This window comes from Paludisphaera rhizosphaerae (genome assembly GCF_011065895.1).
Classification (GTDB): domain Bacteria; phylum Planctomycetota; class Planctomycetia; order Isosphaerales; family Isosphaeraceae; genus Paludisphaera; species Paludisphaera rhizosphaerae.
This window is the reverse complement of record NZ_JAALCR010000012.1, coordinates 100,253-116,812: the sequence shown is the minus strand read 5'-3', so window position 1 is coordinate 116,812 and position 16,560 is coordinate 100,253. Positions and strand designations below refer to the sequence as shown.

Genomic DNA, 16,560 nt, shown 5'->3' with positions numbered 1-16,560 from the left:
GACGTCGTGCTAGGACGTCGTCCGCCCCTCCATCATACACGCGAGGCTCTCCAAGTTGAACCGAGGTGATCGCGAGCCGGCGGAGGTTGCGGAAATCGCCCGCGATGGCGTACCCTGGCGGGCTGGACGAGGTCGGCGAGCAGCGGGGGCGATGAACGGATGACGACGGAGCGGATCGCGGTCCCCTGGGGCGAGGATGGATCCCTGAGCCTGGAGCTGCCGCCCGACTGGCGCATCGGCCGTGAGGCCGTCTTCGAGCCCGATCTCCGAGCGGCGATCAGCGACTATTCCGTCGCCTTGTCCGAGGCGCTAGACGCCCCGCTCGATGGGCCGAGGCTGGAGGATCGGGTCGGACCGGGGTCGAAGGTGGCGATCGTCGTGGACGATCCGTCGCGCTGGACGCCCGTCCGCGAGGCCCTTCCGATCGTCCTGGCTCGCCTCCACGGGGCCGGGGTGAAGGCTGAGGACGTGTCGATCAGCGTGGGCGTCGGCCGGCACCACGCCGTCGACGATCAGGCCATGCGCCGGCGGCTGGGCGACGGCCCGGCCGAGACTTACGCCTGCCACAGCCCGCCGGTCGACGACCTGTCCGCCTATGAAGACCTGGGGACGACCGCGCGAGGGATCCCCGTTCGGGTCTTCAGGCCGGTGGCGCAGGCGGATCTGCGGGTCCTGATCGGGTCGGTCCTGCCGCACCTGCAGGCGGGCTTCGGCGGCGGGTACAAGCTGATTTTTCCAGGGACGAGCCACCGGGAGACCCTCGGCGCGCTCCATCGCCAAGGAATCGGCCGCGATTCCGACGCCGGCCGGCTGCTGGGGAGCCCTTCGACCGAGAACCCCATGCGCCAGGCCGTGAACGAGGCCGCGCAGTTGCTGGGGCCCTGCTTCTCGATCAGCCACCTGATCGGAGCGCCGGGGATGATCTTCCGAGCCTGCGCGGGACGGCCCGAATCGGTGCAGGACGCCCTAGCAGCGGAGGCCCGCGAACGGTTCCAGGCCCCCCATGCACCGCCGGCCGACGTGGTCGTCGTGGGCAACAACCCCTGGCCGGGCGACCCGATGCAGAGCTTCAAGGCGCTCTTGCACCACCGCGCCGCGAGCGTCCCCGGCGGGGTGACGGTCGGCCTCTTCTGGACCGACCCGGCGGAGATCGATCGCTCGATGCCGAGGACCGCGATGCGGCTGATCGCCGGTTCGGGAGCCCCCGGCGGCTGGGCGATCCGTCGTCTGGTCCCGGCGATCGAACGGGTGCTCATGGCCCGCGAGTCCTCGGCCGCGTTCATGCTCCGCTGGGCCCGCGAACTAGTCGTCGACCGCACGGTCATGGTCTACGCCCCGCCGCTGTACGAGCGGATCGGCGGCCGACTGGGACCCGTCCGGATCTTCGCCGATCAGGACGCCCTCTGGCGGGCCGTGCATCGCGCCCTGCCGAAGTCCCGCCGCGACGCTCCGAGCGTCCGAATTTTCCCGCGCGGCGGTCTGACTTACTCCACTGGCGTCCGCAATACAGTTGATGTCTGAAAACCTATTCAGAATTTACGTATGCCTGGCGTGCTGCGGTGTGAATCGCCATGATGGGTGGTCGAATCCGGCCTGAACATTTCGGTGCCGGGTGTTTCGATGTTGGAAACACAGCCCAGGGAGCGATTCGACATGTTTCGTTCTTTCTCGCATCGGTGGGTTCGGAGGCTGTTGACGGCTACGGCGATCGTTCTTGGAACGACGGCTCCATGTCACGCCGGGTTCACGGTGTTCGAGGCCGCCGGGTCGACCGCTGCGTCGATCACGCCGACGCGTGACGCCTTCCGGACGGCGATCGGCGGCGGCACGGTCGCCGGGGCCAACGGCTCGTTCGGCGGGCTTCGGCGTGAGATCAACTGGGACGGGGTGCCCGACCTGCAGAGCGATCCAAATCCCTTCTCCGCCAATTTCTTCAATACGACTTCGCCCCGGGGCGTCGTCTTCAGCACGCCCGGGACCGGATTCCTGGTCAGTGCCAATGCCGGTGGGGCCACGCCGCCGTTGTTCGGATTCCCGAACGACTTCCAGGCGTTCAGCGCCCAGAAGCTTTTCACCGCGGTGAACAGCAACATCACCGACGTCAGCTTTTTCATTCCGGGGACGACCACGCCGGCGACCGTCAGCGCCTTCGGCGTGGTCTTCGTCGACGTCGAGGTCGCCGGTCAGACCAAGATCGAGTTCTTCGACCAGAACAACTCGCTCATCTTTTCACGAAATGCGTTGGTGGCTGGGAACCAGGGCCTCACGTTCCTGGGCGCGATCGCGAACGCTGGTGAGCAGATCAGCCGGGTGCGGATTACTTCGGGCGCCAACACGATCGTCTCCAACGGCGTGCTCGGCAACCCGAACGACGACGTCGTCGTAATGGACGACTTCATCTACTCCGAACCCCAGGCCGTCCCGGAGCCTTCGAGCCTGGCGTTAGCTGGTCTGGGACTGGCTGGCGTTCTTGCCTGGTCGCGACGCAATCGGACTTGAACTCCAGGGCTCCAACAACGAAGTTGGGAGCCCCTGCGGCTCCTCTGAATCGAACAAGTAGGGGCGAGGTCCCACGGCGCACGGGACCTCGCCCCTTCGGCTTTTCCTTTCTCTCCAAGGTGCTTTGCGATGTCCTGGCTGGTCCTGATCGTGGCGGGTTTGTTCGAGGTCGCCTGGGCGTACTTTCTGAAGACGTCGAAGAGCTTCACGCAGTTGTGGCCGTCGCTCGCGTTCCTGGCCACGATGACCGCGAGCATGCTGGGGCTGGGGTGGTCGCTGAACCGCCTGCCGATGGGGACGGCCTACGCCGTGTGGACGGGCGTGGGAGCCGTGGGGACGGCCATCGTCGGCATCGCGGCCTTCGGCGAGCCGGCCTCGGCGCTGCGGGTCGGGTCGATCGCCCTGATCGTCCTGGGGATCGTTGGACTGCGATTGGCTTCAGGCTGACGGCGCGGGAGTTGCGAATCCTTTCAAGACGTGTGGACCCATGCCACAGGTCCCGAGGATTCGCACCATCAGCCAGGAGCTTTCCCATGCGCCGAAATATCTTCCGGGGCGGCCTGCGCGCCCTGGCTTTGTTCGCCCTTCCGCTCGCGGCCCAGGCGCAGAGCATCAACGTCGATAAGGACAAGCCGGCCGGTCTGAAGCCGGCGGAGCTGGTCGGGGCTTACGAGATCGTCTCGGGCGAAAAGTTCGGTGTGCCTGAGCCGGCCGATCGGATCAAGGGCTCGACCGTACGGTTCACTCAGGACCGCGTGGTCGTCATGGACAAGGACAGCAAGGAGGTCTACGGAGCGGCCTATACGCTGGAACCGTCTGAGATCGCTACCACCGCCGAGGACTCCGGCGCGACCGCCGCGAAGATCCGGATGGTCAGCAAGCTCGCCGACACGGAGAACAAGCTCGCGATGGGTCTGATCGAGAAGGACGGCGACAAGGTCCGCCTCATCTACGCCCTTCCCGACGCCGACGCCCCGCGCGAGTTCAAGACCAAGGACAAGCAACTCATGTTCACAATGAAGAAGAAGGCCGGCGAATAACCGAGGACTTCCAACGCGCATGCGAACGGCCGCCGAGATGATCGGCGGCCGTTCGCTTATCTGCGTCAAGACCGGTCGAGGTCACTTGGCCTGGTTGAGAAGCCCTTCGGGCTTGTCGATCACCAGATAGTGGCCGTGGTCGGAAGAGACCACCAGGACGGATTCGTCCCAGTTGCTCTTGGTCTCGACCCAGTGGATGATCCGCTTGATGGCATCCTCGCCGCTGTGGACGGCGCCGATGGCGTTGTCGAGATTATTCGAGTGCAGGCCGAAGTCGACGTCGCCAGCCTCGGTGAAGAGGATGAACTTTTGGTCGGGCTTGGCGGTCAGGACCGTCAACGCGGCGTCAGCCTCCTGGGCGAGCGTCGGCTGGGAATCGAGCGTCTCCTTGGAGTAGACCTCGGCGACGGGCTCCTTGCCGAGCTTGGCGGGATTCGGCGAGGGATCGTAGTTGCCGTCGGCCGTGCGGAACGGGAGGTGGTCTACCCCCTTGTCGCCGAAGAAGCCGAAGAGTCGGGTGCCGTTCTTCGCGGCCTCGTCGGCGGCCCGTTGCAGGGCCTCGCCGCCGTTGGTCCCCAGCTTGGTCTCAACGACCGTGTACTTGCCGCCGTTCTTGACGTTGATCGCCGCACGGTCGGGCTCGGCGATGAACAGGTGGCCGTCGACCGCGTTCTTCCCCTGCTTCTTGAAGTGCGCCTTCTCCATCATGATCCCGTACCCGGTGCCGATGATGACGTCGAGCCCGGGATAGAGGGGAGCGTGAAGAGCGTCCTGCATGATGTTCGGAATCCCGAACATGCACCGGGCGAGATCCTGGTAGTCGTCGCGATAGACGTTCTGGGCGTACATGCCGGCCGGCGAGGCGTGCGGGAACGGCACGCTCGTGACGACGCCCGTCTTCCAGCCCTGAGCCTGCAGGTCGTGGAAGAGGGTTGGGACAGGCTTGCCCTTGTCCGACACGTTGATGCTGTTGTTGTACGACTTCACCCCGCTGACGATCTCCGCGGCGCTCTGCGAGGAGTCGGTGTAGGCGTGCATGATCCGGCCGACCGACTTCACGCCCGCCTTGTCCTTGTCGTTCGCCGACTGGCCCTTGAAGTAGCCCGGCGCCTGCGGTCCGTTGGGGCCGAGCGTCCAGGGGTTGGGGCCGGCGATGGTGACGTCGTAACCCCCCTTCATGCTCGTCTTGGGGATCTCGACCGACTGGACGTCCACGTCGTTCTCAGTGTGGTCGTAGGTCGGGCTGGTGACCACCCAGCCATACTGGGGGTTGGAGCCCTTGCCGGCGTAGTCCTGGAAGATCAGGCCCGAGCCCTTCCCCTGGGTGTAGACCTTCTGAGATTTGGCGATCGCCGCGGCCTGGGTGGCGACCCAGTCCATGCCGTCGAACCAGACGATGAAGATGTGCTTGGCGCCCCTCTTGGCGGCGTCTTCCAGGACGATGCGGATGTCGCTCTGGTCGGCGTACTCAGCCTCAGGGTTGACCGTGTTCTCGGGGAGGAAGCCGTAGATCTTCTTGAGCTTCTCGGGATCGCGATAGCTGCTGTTTGAGCCCATGATCAACCCGAGGTCGATCTTGGTCCCCCAAGTGTAGACGGGGATCTGGCGGTTGGAGTGGCTGCCGTGGTTCGAGTAAACGTCGCCAGGACCCTGCGACCCGAAGTGGTAAACGCGGTCGACCTTCTCGCCGGCCTTCGTCGAGTATTCGGTCTGCAGTTCCTTCAGCCGGTCCTGCGCCTGCGACGCGACGGGAACTCCCCAGGCCGAAAGCCCCGCCAGCACGGCTGCGGCCGCGCGGACGTGTCGAGATGCGATTGAATTCATCAGGCGTCTACCTCTCCATTCACCGAGGACGTCGAAGGCGGGTGGGCCGGCGGCGACGCCCGGGAGGCCCATGATCACAGGATACGAACGGTTTGCGAAGATTCGAGGTTTTTCCGGCGGGATCTCGGCGAGACGGCGTGCTGCGCCGAGGATGACAGTCTAACGAATCCTCATCGGGCTTCGCAGCCCCCTGACGAAGGAAAAGGATGGGGAGGAGGATAGTTGGGTCGGCTCTCCGGAGCAGGTAGGATGCAAACGTGGGCGACGCCGTTCGGCGGCCTCCATGGGCGGGGCGATTCGATCGATCGGAGGCGGCGGTGCAGCGGGACGTCCTGGCGATCGTGCTGGCGGGCGGGCGTGGGTCGCGGCTAGACCCTCTCACGCGGGATCGAGCCAAACCGGCGGTCCCCTTCGGCGGCATCTACCGAATCATCGATTTCACGCTGTCCAACTGCATCAACTCCGACATCCGCCGGATCCTGGTCCTCCCGCAATACAAGGCGACGAGCCTCAACCGCCATCTCGACCAGGGCTGGAACTTCCTCTGTCGCGAACTTGACGAGTACGTCGAGGTCATCCCGCCGCAGCAAAGGATCGCCGAGACCTGGTATCAGGGCACGGCCGACGCCATCTATCAGAACGTCTACACAATTGAGAAGGCCGCTCCTCGCGACACGATCATTTTGGCCGGCGACCACATCTACAAGATGAACTACGCGCGGATGATCGAATTCCACCGCGATCAGCGCGCCGACCTGACCGTCGCCTGTCAGCCCTCCACGCTGGCGGCCGCTCGGGAGTTCGGCGTGATGGGAGTCGACGCGGAGGGCCGCATCACCAGCTTCGTTGAGAAGCCCAAGAACCCTCCCTGCATCCCGGGCCAGCCCGACACGGCGCTGGCCAGCATGGGCATCTACGTCTTCAACACGGACGTGATGTACGAGTTGCTCTTCCAGGACGCCGCCCGCAAGGAGGCCAGCCGGCACGACTTCGGCCGCGACATCATCCCCAAAATGGTCGCCGACGGCATGCGGGTGTACGCCTACCCCTTCCGCGACGAGAACCGCAAGACGGCCGCCTACTGGCGCGACGTGGGGACGCTCGACGCCTACTTCCAGGCCAGCATGGACCTGATCGCCGTCGACCCGATCCTGAACCTGTACGACCGCGACTGGCCGATCCACACCTACCAGCCGGCCTCGCCGCCGCCGAAGTTCGTCCACACCGACTACGATCGTCGGGGCTCCGCGTTCAATTCGATCGTCTGTCAGGGGGTGATCGTCTCCGGCGGCCAGGTTTATCGCAGCATCATTTCGCCGGGCGTGCGTATCCACAGCTATTCGCTGGTGGAGGATTCGATCCTCTTCGAAGACGTCAACGTCGGCCGCCACGCCAAGATCCGCCGCGCCATCGTCGACAAGCACGTCCAGGTCCCGCCCGGTTTCACCATCGGCTGGAATCGCGAGCAAGACCTCGCCCGGGGCTTCACCGTCACCCCCGACGGCGTGACCGTCGTCTCGAAGGACGAGGATCTCGAAAGGTTCGTCTGACCGAGTGATGTTGCCCGCTTTGGGGACGTTCTCTAGGATGTCGGTCGACAACCCCTCCCCGGCCCAGTGAGATGTCGCCGACGGCGTCCCTTCTCCTGCTGGCCCGTAGGCTGGGTCTCGACCCGGCCGGGAGAGGCCGAGGCTCGCACAAGCTGGGTTTCGACCCAGCGTCTCAGGCTGTCCTGTGCCTCCGATCGAGTCCTCGACGAATCATCAGGCGGTAGGAGAAGCCGATGAAGCCAATGCGAAACGGATGCGTTGTGATCGCCATGGTCCTGACGGCGGCTGTCGCCGTCGCCCAGGAACCCTCGGCCAAGAGCACGCCGCTGGAAGGGACCTGGAAGTTCGTCTCCTGGGAGATCGACGGGAAGAAGGCGCCGGAATCGGCGATGAAGGAGTTCCGCTGGATCTTCAAGGACCATGACGCGGTCTGGTCTTCGGGGCCCATCCCCGAGAAGAACGAGACGCACGAGGAGAAATACTCGTTCGCCTACGACCCCGACCGCACGCCCGGGTGGATCAACCTGTCTTCAACCAACGAAAAAGGCCCCGCACTCGTCCGGGGCCTCTTCGAGATCAAGGACGACAAGCTGAAAATCTGCCTGCCGTCCGACACCGCCAAGCCCAACCAGGACCGTCCCACCGCCTTCAAGGCGGGCCGCGACAGCGGCATGATGCTCATGGTCCTGCAACGCGTCCAGACCCCATGATTCTACGCCCCGGATGATCGCCCTGCGGGGTCACGTAGGGCGACGAACGGGGGCGTCGACGCCCCTCAATTCAAGGGGTCAAGCGATCGTGACGCACAGCGAACATGCAGTGACCAACTGAGATAAGTCGTCTCGTTCGGCCTGCGAAGCGTCCGTATAATTTAGGGATCGGCGGGCGTGTTTTTTCTGAAAATCACGCCGGCCGAGCCTTGGTTTCTTCGATGAGTTCAGAAGTGGAGGGAGCCGAAACGCGCGGAAGGCGAGGGTTCACAGGTTGGCACCGTTCCTCGTCGACCAAACGTCCGGCTTCCCTCCATTTCTTTAACATAGCATTAAGAGTGCCGAGGTCGATCAGAATTCAGGCCTGGTTGAACAACTCCGTCGAGAAATAGCGCTCCATGCGGTCGGGGAAGACGGTGACGATCTGGGCGTTCGGCCCCAATCGTTGGGCCACCATCAAGGCGGCCAGGTAATTCAGTCCTGAACTGGGCCCCACGGGGAACCCCTTGCGGATCAATCGGCGAGCCAGTTCGACGGCCTCCTCGTCGGGGACGTCCAGCTCGACGAGCGATGCGGCGCGTTCGGTTCGGAACCTTGTGTAGATGGTGGAGAGGCCGTCGACGACCCCGGGAATCCGGCCGCTGAACGAGCAGCACTCTGCCCCGGCGCCTCCCAAAGCCGCGCCGGTCACGGGTCGGGCGGCGAAGGCCGTCGGCGAGCAGCCGTGGTCGCAGAGGCCCTCAAACAGGCCGACGAGCGTCCCCCCCGTGCCCACCCCGGTGACGACGGCGTCCACGCAGCCGCCGGGGATCTGACCCAGAATCTCGCAGGCGGTTCGGCTTCGATGCGCTCCGGGGTTGTCGGGGTTCTCGAACTGGAGCGGCAGATAGGCCCCCCGCTCTTTCGCGACGGCCTCCGCCCCGGCCAGGGCGCCGAGGATCCCTTCGGCTTTGGGCGAAAAGACGACCTCGCCGCCATACGACTCGATGATCAGCCGGCGCTCGCGGCTGACCCCCTCAGGCATCACCGCGATGAACCTCAGCCCCAACTGCGCCGAGGCCAGGGCCATGGCGATGCTCGTCGACCCGCTCGACGCTTCGACGACGAGCCCTCCCGGGGCGACCTTCCCGGTCCTCACGGCCTTGTGCAGGATGTAGCCGGCGATCCGGTCCTTGGTCGAGCCGCTCGGGTTGAGGAACTCCAGCTTGCACCAGATCGTCGGCCCGTCGGCGTCGAGCCGGACGGGGACCAGCGGCGTCGCCGCCGTGCGGTCGAGGTAGTGGTTGCAGTCGGGGAGCCGGGGGGTCGTGCTCACGTTGGGCCTCGTCGGAAACGCGGTCGCCATCTCTTGCGAGTGTAGGTTACCACTTCCGTTCGTCCAGGTCCGACCTGTTTCGGCCACGGACCGCCGAGTTTCAAGCCGACTCGGCGAGGCGGCTCATTCCGGCGAAGCGGCCTTCGCCTTGGCCCTCTCAGCCTTCTTCGTGGCGGCGCCTTTCTTTGTGGCGGGGGCGGCCTTGGTAGCTCCAGAAGCCGCCGCGACCTCGGGCGCTTCAAAGAACCGGCCCTGGTCGTCGGTCTCCTCGATCCACCGCTCAAGGCGGCTCCGCAACCGCGCCAGGGCCTCGCGGTCGGCGGGCTTCTCGGACGCGACGAGGTTGTGGATTTCGTGGGGGTCGGCCTCCAGGTCGTAGAGTTCCTCCGGAGGCATCGTGGGCGCGGTGAGAGCTTTCTGCACCGGGGTCAGCTTTCCCTGGGCGTCCAGCTCCTTCAAAAGGTTCCAGACCGGGTAGCTGCGCTCCTTGTAGGCGTTGGCCTGGAGGAACGGGCGGTCGGGCGTGAAGTTGCGGATGTACCGGTAGCGAGCGTCGCGGACCGTGCGGAGGCGGAAGACAGTCTCGTCGCAGCGGTCCCTCGCGCCGAAGACGTACTCGCGGGGCGCCTCGGCCCGGTCGCCGAGGAAGACCCGGCCCTGCATTCCTTCCGGCTTCGCCGCGCCGGCCAGGGCGAGGAACGTCGGCGCGAGGTCGATGGCCTCGACGAAGCGGTCGTCCACGCGACCCACGCTGAGGCCCGCCGGGGCCGTGGGCCCTTCCGGCCATCGGATGATCAGGGGAATGTGCAGCCCTTCCTCATAGCAGAACTGCTTGCCGCGCACGTGCGCCTGGCCGTGATCGCCCATGAAGACGACCACCGTATTCCCGGCGAGGCCGTCGGCCGAGAGCTGGTCGAGGATCAGGCCCACCTTGCGGTCGAGCTCGCTGGCCGCGTCGAGGTATTCCGCCCAGTCCTCACGCGTCACCGGGTGGTCGGGATAGTAGGGCGGGATCACGACCTTGGCTGGGTCGGCTTTCTTCGGAGCGTGGAAGGCCCGGTGGGTCTCCTGGAAGTTCACCTGGGCGAAGAAGGGCTGATGCGTCGCCAGATCGGCCCACTTGTCGGAGTCGAACGACGTGCCGTCGTGGGTGAAGTTCCAGTCGGTCTTGCCGGTCCCCGAGAAGCCGAAGGACTTCGGCATCGCGCGGATGTTGGCCGTGAAATAGCCGGCGTCGCGCATCCGATCGGGAATCGGCCGCACGGAAGTGGGGAGGCGGTAGCCGTCGTCGCGGTGCGAGCGGTGGTTGTGGGCGCCGATGGTCGTCTGGTACATGCCCGTCATGAAGGCCGACCGGCTGGCCGAGCAGACCGGGGCCGTGGTGTAGGCGTGCGTGTAACGAGTGCCCTGCCCCGCAAGGCGGTCGAGGTTCGGCGTCCAGACCTGCGTCGTGCCGTAGCACCCCAGCTCCGGCCCGAAATCCTCGGCCACCAGCCAGAGGATGTTCGGCCGGGTCGGCTCGGCGGCGGCGACAGCCCCGCCGAAGGAAAGGGCCAGGAACGCCAGCGTCGTCCATCGGCAACGAATCATGGAAGTCTCCCCCGCTGCTCGGGTCTCCGCGATCTCAGTCCCGTCGCGGGAGCGCGATCATAAGGACGCCGACGACCCCGGTCAACGAAGTGCATCCGCGGCGGTCATCTCTCGGCCGACGGGACCTGCTGGGCCTTGAAGAACGGTCGCAACCGGTTGACGACCCGCAGGCCGATCAACGCGACCCCCAGTCCGACGAGCCAGAGCGGGAGCCAGACCGCCACGGACACGGCGAACAGGATCAACCCCTTGACCGCGTCTGTCATTCGCTCCACCGATCCGTACCAGGTCCGGGCGACCTGCGTGCTGAAATCGGCGACCACCGGCGCGGGGGGCTGAAAGCGGTCGCGTTCGCGGAGGGTGAGCGTCAACGTGGCCAGCGACGAGAGGTTCTGGAGCACCCGCAGCCGGCCCTGCATCTGCTCGATCTCGCCCCGGACTCGCGACAGCTCCACCTCAACCTTGAGGACCTCCTCAAGCTGCCCGGAACGCTCCTGGAGGATCTTGTTGAGAGTCTGCTCCTGGATTTGCTTGTTCTTGATCCGGGCCTCGACGTCGTAATATTCCGCCGTCACGTCCTGCGACTTGCGGCTGAACTGGACCAACTCGCCCAGGGCCATGACCGACTTCACGAAGCCGTCGAAACCGTCGACCGGGATCCGCAGCCGCCAGAATTGCGACCGGGTCGAGCCTGGCGAGCCTGTCATGGTCTCCTCGGCAATGTACCCTCCCGACGAGGCGACGAGTTCGCCGACCTTCGCCGAGGCCCGATCCAACTCGTCGACCGCCAGGTCGAGCGTGGCGTCATAGATCACCTTCCTCGAGACGCCCGCAGGCGCGGCGGCCGATGACGCCTCCTCGCGGCCTGTCTCGCCCATCATCCCGCCGCTGGGCGCGGCGTCGGGAGCGGGAGCGCTGGCTGGGGCCACGAACGATCTGGAAGCGACGCTTGATTGGCTTGGGACTTCGCCGCAGCCCGCGACGGGCAGCGCTGCCGTCGTCAACAGGCAAGCCGTGAACATCCGCATGGTCGTCGACCCTCGCTTGGGGACATGAATCGGCGATGGGGACTTCGTCTCACGGGTTAGACGTGCCAGAACTCGTTTTGTTTGAGACGACCTGCCGATCGCCCTCGGATTTCCCTCGGTCCATGGCTCTCAAGCAGCACGATCCAGGTAATTCCGCATCCAGAGTTCCAGCATCACTAGGGCCCAGAGGCGGTGGCCGTGTTCACGGCGGCCGGAGACGTGTTCGTCGATCAGGGCCTGGATCCGCTCGGGCCGGAAGAGGCCGCGGGCGAGGGCGATCGGGTCGAGGAGGATCGCGGAAAGCTCGGCGTGGAGTTCGTCGCGGAACCAGCGGCCGACCGGGACGCCGAAGCCCATCTTGCGACGCGTGCTGATCGGCTCGGGGATGAGGTCGGCGAACGCCCGCTTGAGGACGACCTTGGACCGTCCCGGCCGCAGCCGGAGCTTGCGGTCCAGGGGCATCGCCGCGGCCAGTTCGACGACCCGATGGTCCAGAAACGGTCCCCGGCATTCCAGGCTGTGGGCCATGCTGGCCATGTCCACCTTGTAGAGGAGGTCGCCGGGGAGGTAGGTGAGCACGTCGGCGATCATCGCCTGGGTGACCACGTCACGCCCACCGGACGCGGCCAACGCGCGAGCCTGAAGGACGGACGGGTCGACGGATTCGGGATCGGAGAGCGATGCCGCCGTGGAGGCCAGGCGGTCGAGCTGGCTGTCGTCGTAGAGCAGCAAGCGTTGGTCCTCATCGAACGTCGCCATCCAGCCCAGATAACGCAACGACGCGGGCTGATCGATCCGCTCGGCGATCCGCTCCAGGGCCCGCAGACGCGACTTCGCCTTCCCCGATCGCGGCAGCAGCCGGGTCATCGCGCCGGCGAGGACTTTCCGGGGGCCGGCGGGGAGGCGCTGGAACATCTCAGTGAGGGCGAGGGCGCGGTAGCGGTCGTAGCCGCCGAAGAGCTCGTCGCCGGCGTCGCCGGTGAGTGCCACCGTGACCTCGCGACGCGTTTCGTGGGCGACGTGCCAGGTGGGCAGAGCCGAACTATCGGCGAACGGCTCGTCGAACTGCCAGGCCAGAGCGGGAAGGGTCTCCCACGCCTTCGGTTCGACGATAAACGTATGATGCTCCGTGCCGATGGCCTTGGCGGCGGCCTCGGCGAAGGCCGTCTCGTCGTAGGCGGCGTCCGGGAAGCCGATGGCGAACGTCTTCACCGGCCGCGACGACGCCCGCTGCATCAGGCCGACGATGATCGTCGAGTCGATCCCGCCCGAGAGGAAGGCCCCCAGCGGAACGTCGGCGACCATCTGCTCGCGGACCGCGTCGTCAAGGGTCGCGCGCAGCTCGTCGGCGTCCTCCTGGAACGACCGCCGGCGCTCGGCGTTCCAGTCGGGGCTCCAGTAACGCTCGACCTTCAGCTTGCCTTCATGCCAGACGGCGTAATGCGCGGGGGGCAGTTTCTTCACGCCTTCAAGGATCGTCCGGGGCTGGGGGACGTATCCGAACGCGAGGAACTGGTCGACGGCTACCGGATCGAGGCGTCGTGGCGCCTCGGCCTCCGGCAAGGCGAGCAGCGACTTCAACTCGCTGGCGAACGTGAGACGGCCGGCGTGCTCGCGGTAGAGCAACGGCTTCTGGCCGAGACGGTCGCGACCCAGCAGCAGGGTCCGCCGGGGGGCGTCCCAGATCGCCAGGGCGAACATGCCCCGGAGCAGCTCGAACATGCGCGGGCCCTCGTCCTCGTAAAGGTGGACGAGGGTCTCCGTATCGCCCGTCGAGCGGAGCGTGTGCCCGCGAGCCTCCAGCCGGCGGCGCAGCGCGGGGAAGTTGTAGATCTCCCCGTTGAATACGACCCAGACCGAACCGTCCTCGTTCGACAGCGGCTGATGCCCGCCTGCGAGGTCGACGATCGACAGCCTGCGGAACCCCAACGCCGCGTGGGCGTCGAGATACTGACCCGAGTCGTCGGGCCCGCGATGGACGATCCGGTCCATCATCGCCGTCAGCGCGCTGTTGCCCAGCGCCGAGCCCGGATCACCCCAGACCGCCCCGCAGATGCCGCACATGACCGACCGCCCTTCGCCGGGAACTCCTCCATCGGACGCCCGGCATCCAGGATATCAGCGCGAAGCCCGATCAGCGATGCGAACACTGGTCTGCCGTCCCATCCGGCGGAAACTCGGGCGTCCACGCCCCCCAGTTCGCCCCCGAGAAGGCCCCCCGCAGAAGGCTGTAGTCCGCCTCCGGCTGTCCGTTCGGGCCCGTCGTCGTGCAGCCGGTCAGGGCGATCACGGCCGCCAGCAAGAGGATCAGTCGTCTCACGGCCCACCTCCATCCCGCGCGGCTGAACACAGAGGCCTGGATGATATGCGTCGTTCCGGAATCGTCAAGCTCTGCTGAAACGACGCGCCGTGGCGGCGGTGCATCATGGCGGACCGGCGGCGTGGATAAGCCGCAACGAGCCGCCACATAGCCGGGCGTATGCCCTAATCATGTCGTCAGCGACGCAGCAGAGCCAAGTGACGGCGTCCCGGTGGAGGGCCGCGGCGCGGCGGCAGATACGGTCGATGCCGAGACGGATCGCCGTTCCGAACACAATCTAGTCGTCCGCGCCGCGGCGCCCCCCACCGGGGCCGACCGCCTCATTTTTCATGTAGTAAGGATGTTGTCATGTCACTCATTGTGAATGCCATGCGATGGGGCGTGGCCGCGGCGGCAGTGATCGGGGTCAGCGCGAAGTCGGCGTCCGCGGGCGTGATCATCACCCCTTCGGCCGCCGGAGTCCAGACGACGAGCATGGCCGGGGCCGCGACCGAGATGTTCAACAGCATCACGCCCAACACGTATACGACGCTCTCCACGGCCGTGGGGACGCTGACCTCGTCGGGCATGCAGGTCATGTCGGCCGACCAGTACGGTGGGGCGGGAGGCGTTGGGAACTACCTGGGGATCACCGGCGGCAATCCGGTGACTCTGACCCTCTATTACAGTCAGGAGTACGTCGGGCTCTGGTGGTCCGCGGCCGACAACAACAACTCCCTGACGGTCAACACGACGCTCGGCTCGAGAACCCTCACCCGGGCCGATCTGCCGACCGCCAGCGCCTATTACGGCAATCCGAATCCGCCTTCGGGTCGGAACACCGGCGAGCAATACGTCTATGTGAATCTCACCACATCGGTCGTCGGCGAGAGGATCACCAGCCTCGTCTTCTCGAACGGCGGCAGCGGTTCCGGCACGATTTTCGAGGTGGACAACATCAGCGTCACCACCGTTCCCGAACCCTCCTCGCTGGCTCTCGCCGGGGTGGCTTCGGCAGCGGCCGCAATCTCCGCTCTCCGCCGATCCCGCCGCAGGGGCTGAGATCCGGCTTCCTTCTTTCCACGTCGTGAAACGACGATTTGAATACGGGGCGGCGCGGGCATTCACCTCCGCCGCCTCGCTCCATGCGCGAACGTCAATGAGGGCTCCCGTGGCGCGGTCAGGCGCGCGGGGACCTGAGATTAGAGGATATGTGGGGAGGCCGGCGGTCGTGGGCGGCGAGGGCCTCGGCGAGCTTCACCACGGCGGCCAACCCACAAGAATCCTCCCCGATGCTTCGTCGACCTTCATTCGGAAGTCTTCAGATCTCAGGTCACTTCCCTCCGGCGCGGATCGAGGCGGCGCGGGCTTCCAGCGCGGCGGCTTCATTGACGCGGCCGGCGGTTTTGAGGGCGGCGGCGTAGTCGTCCAGGGCGACGGCCAGGTCGAGGGGATCGCCCTGGGCCTTCTCCAGGATGGCGACGGCCTGCTTGCAGCAGGATTCGGCCTCTTGCTGGTGACCCTGTACCAGGCAGGTGCGGCCCAACTCCCCGGCGCAGCGGGCCACGTGGGGATGCTCCTTGCCCAGGTCGGCTTCGTAGAGAGCCAGTGCCCGCTTCAAGAGGGGCTCGGCCTCGGCGGCGCGGCCGCTGAGGGCGTAGAGCCAGCCCAGGGCTTCGAGGGCGGCGGCCAGCTCTGGGTGGCCGGCGGGGCGAGCGGCGTCGTTGATCTCCAGCGCCTGCTTCAGCAACGGCTCGGCCGCGGCGTAGTTCTTGCGGTCGATGTAAAGCTGCCCCAGGTTGTGGAGCGTGGCCGTCAGGTCGAGCGGGTCCGCGCCGGCGAGCTTCTCGCGAATGCCCAGAGCTTTCTTGTAAAGGGCCTCGGCCTCGTCGTACTGGCCAAGGGCGTGATCGACGGCCGCCAGGTTGTCGATCGCCGCGGCGGCTCCGGCGCTCTCGGGACCGTCCGCCTTCTCGACCTCGGCCAGGCAGCGGACGTAGAGCGGCTGGGCCATCGCCGGCTTGCCGGCCTCGTCATAGACGGCGGCCAGAGTGTTCAATGCCTCGGCCATCGGCTTGGGGTCGTTGGCGACGATCTTCTCGGCGATCGCCAGGACTTCCTTCGCGAGCGGCTCGGCCTCGTCGCAGCGGCCTTCGGCGCAGTAGACCCAGGCCAGGTGGTGGAGGGTCACGGCCAGCCGAGGGTCGTTCTCACCAAACGTCCGGGCCTGCACAAGGGCCGACTTCAACAGGCCTTCCGCGACTTCGATCCGGCCTTCCTTATACGCCGCCCAGCCGGCCTCCAACTCCGCCTTCCAGTCGGCGCGGGCCGTGGGCCCGGCGACGACCGCCGCGGCCAGCGCGACGGCTGCAGTCCAAGTCATTCTCGTGGGTATCATCCCGGGCTTCTCCTCATTCGACGTCGGATTGATGAATTCATCAGGATGCAGGCCTGCTCGTTCCTCGACGGTCAACCGCGGGAACGCAGCCAGGGGCGGTGTGATGGGACGCGGTTTCCGGTTGCCCAGTTCCGCGCCCCTGGGCCCACGCTGCCGCCGCTCCCGGAGGTCCGAACGGTCGACGAGGGGGCTGTCAATCTCGGTGGGGAGGCCGGCGCAGCGGCCGCAGGCGCCATGGGGGCCGTCGCGCTCGGGACGAGGTAATACCCCAGGCCCTGAGGCCCGTAACCATAAATGTACGGCGAGA

The 16,560-nt window shown here is 66.4% G+C and carries 14 protein-coding genes; 7 read left to right on the top strand and 7 right to left on the bottom strand.

From position 1 onward, the window contains the following. Positions 1 to 159 precede the first annotated feature (159 nt). The 4 genes from G5C50_RS17015 to G5C50_RS17000 all read left to right on the top strand — a co-directional run bounded on the left by G5C50_RS17015 (position 160) and on the right by G5C50_RS17000 (position 3,539). A complete protein-coding gene (locus G5C50_RS17015) occupies positions 160 to 1,521 on the top strand; it encodes a lactate racemase domain-containing protein (RefSeq protein ID WP_165071296.1) in 1,362 nt (453 codons plus the stop codon). 132 nt (positions 1,522 to 1,653) lie between these two features. Then, on the top strand, positions 1,654 to 2,499 hold the full coding sequence (locus G5C50_RS17010) for a PEP-CTERM sorting domain-containing protein (RefSeq protein ID WP_165071294.1): 846 nt from the start codon (positions 1,654 to 1,656) through the stop codon (positions 2,497 to 2,499). Between the two features lie 129 nt (positions 2,500 to 2,628). Next, positions 2,629 to 2,946 (top strand): DMT family transporter, encoded by a 318-nt coding sequence (locus G5C50_RS17005; protein WP_165071293.1) that lies wholly within the window; start codon positions 2,629 to 2,631, stop codon positions 2,944 to 2,946. An 86-nt stretch (positions 2,947 to 3,032) separates the two neighbouring features. Further along, entirely contained in the window at positions 3,033 to 3,539 is a 507-nt protein-coding gene (locus G5C50_RS17000; RefSeq protein ID WP_165071291.1) for a hypothetical protein, read from the top strand. 81 nt (positions 3,540 to 3,620) lie between these two features. Here the strand turns inward: G5C50_RS17000 and G5C50_RS16995 are convergent, their stop codons facing one another. Continuing rightward, positions 3,621 to 5,363 (bottom strand): alkaline phosphatase, encoded by a 1,743-nt coding sequence (locus G5C50_RS16995; protein WP_165071289.1) that lies wholly within the window; start codon positions 5,361 to 5,363, stop codon positions 3,621 to 3,623. Positions 5,364 to 5,680: 317 nt separating this feature from the next. Here G5C50_RS16995 and glgC point away from each other — a divergent pair, with 317 nt between their 5' ends. Both glgC and G5C50_RS16985 read left to right on the top strand, forming a co-directional pair. Next, entirely contained in the window at positions 5,681 to 6,913 is a 1,233-nt protein-coding gene (gene glgC, locus G5C50_RS16990; RefSeq protein ID WP_165071288.1) for a glucose-1-phosphate adenylyltransferase, read from the top strand. Between the two features lie 233 nt (positions 6,914 to 7,146). Beyond that, positions 7,147 to 7,623: a TIGR03067 domain-containing protein gene (locus tag G5C50_RS16985; RefSeq protein ID WP_165071286.1), complete on the top strand. Its 477-nt coding sequence runs from the start codon at positions 7,147 to 7,149 to the stop codon at positions 7,621 to 7,623. Positions 7,624 to 7,981: 358 nt separating this feature from the next. On the opposite strand, the gene G5C50_RS16980 is transcribed toward G5C50_RS16985, so the two are convergent. The 5 genes from G5C50_RS16980 to G5C50_RS16960 form a co-directional block, all read right to left on the bottom strand. Next, positions 7,982 to 8,968, bottom strand: coding sequence for a PLP-dependent cysteine synthase family protein (locus tag G5C50_RS16980; protein WP_165071284.1), 987 nt, complete (start codon positions 8,966 to 8,968; stop codon positions 7,982 to 7,984). A 93-nt stretch (positions 8,969 to 9,061) separates the two neighbouring features. Continuing rightward, positions 9,062 to 10,528 (bottom strand): sulfatase family protein, encoded by a 1,467-nt coding sequence (locus tag G5C50_RS16975; RefSeq protein WP_165071283.1) that lies wholly within the window; start codon positions 10,526 to 10,528, stop codon positions 9,062 to 9,064. A gap of 104 nt (positions 10,529 to 10,632) precedes the next feature. After that, positions 10,633 to 11,556 carry a DUF4349 domain-containing protein gene (locus G5C50_RS16970; protein WP_165071281.1) on the bottom strand — a complete coding sequence of 308 codons (924 nt, stop codon included), beginning with the start codon at positions 11,554 to 11,556 and terminating at the stop codon, positions 10,633 to 10,635. Between the two features lie 129 nt (positions 11,557 to 11,685). After that, positions 11,686 to 13,620 (bottom strand): asparagine synthase (glutamine-hydrolyzing), encoded by a 1,935-nt coding sequence (asnB, locus tag G5C50_RS16965; RefSeq protein ID WP_165071279.1) that lies wholly within the window; start codon positions 13,618 to 13,620, stop codon positions 11,686 to 11,688. A gap of 70 nt (positions 13,621 to 13,690) precedes the next feature. Next, the gene (locus tag G5C50_RS16960) at positions 13,691 to 13,876 is read right to left on the bottom strand and encodes a hypothetical protein (protein WP_165071278.1); all 186 of its coding nucleotides are present in this window, start codon (positions 13,874 to 13,876) and stop codon (positions 13,691 to 13,693) included. 348 nt (positions 13,877 to 14,224) lie between these two features. Here G5C50_RS16960 and G5C50_RS16955 point away from each other — a divergent pair, with 348 nt between their 5' ends. Next, positions 14,225 to 14,917 (top strand): Npun_F0296 family exosortase-dependent surface protein, encoded by a 693-nt coding sequence (locus tag G5C50_RS16955; RefSeq protein WP_165071277.1) that lies wholly within the window; start codon positions 14,225 to 14,227, stop codon positions 14,915 to 14,917. Between the two features lie 271 nt (positions 14,918 to 15,188). Here the strand turns inward: G5C50_RS16955 and G5C50_RS16950 are convergent, their stop codons facing one another. Further along, a complete protein-coding gene (locus tag G5C50_RS16950) occupies positions 15,189 to 16,253 on the bottom strand; it encodes a tetratricopeptide repeat protein (protein WP_165071276.1) in 1,065 nt (354 codons plus the stop codon). Positions 16,254 to 16,560 lie beyond the last annotated feature (307 nt).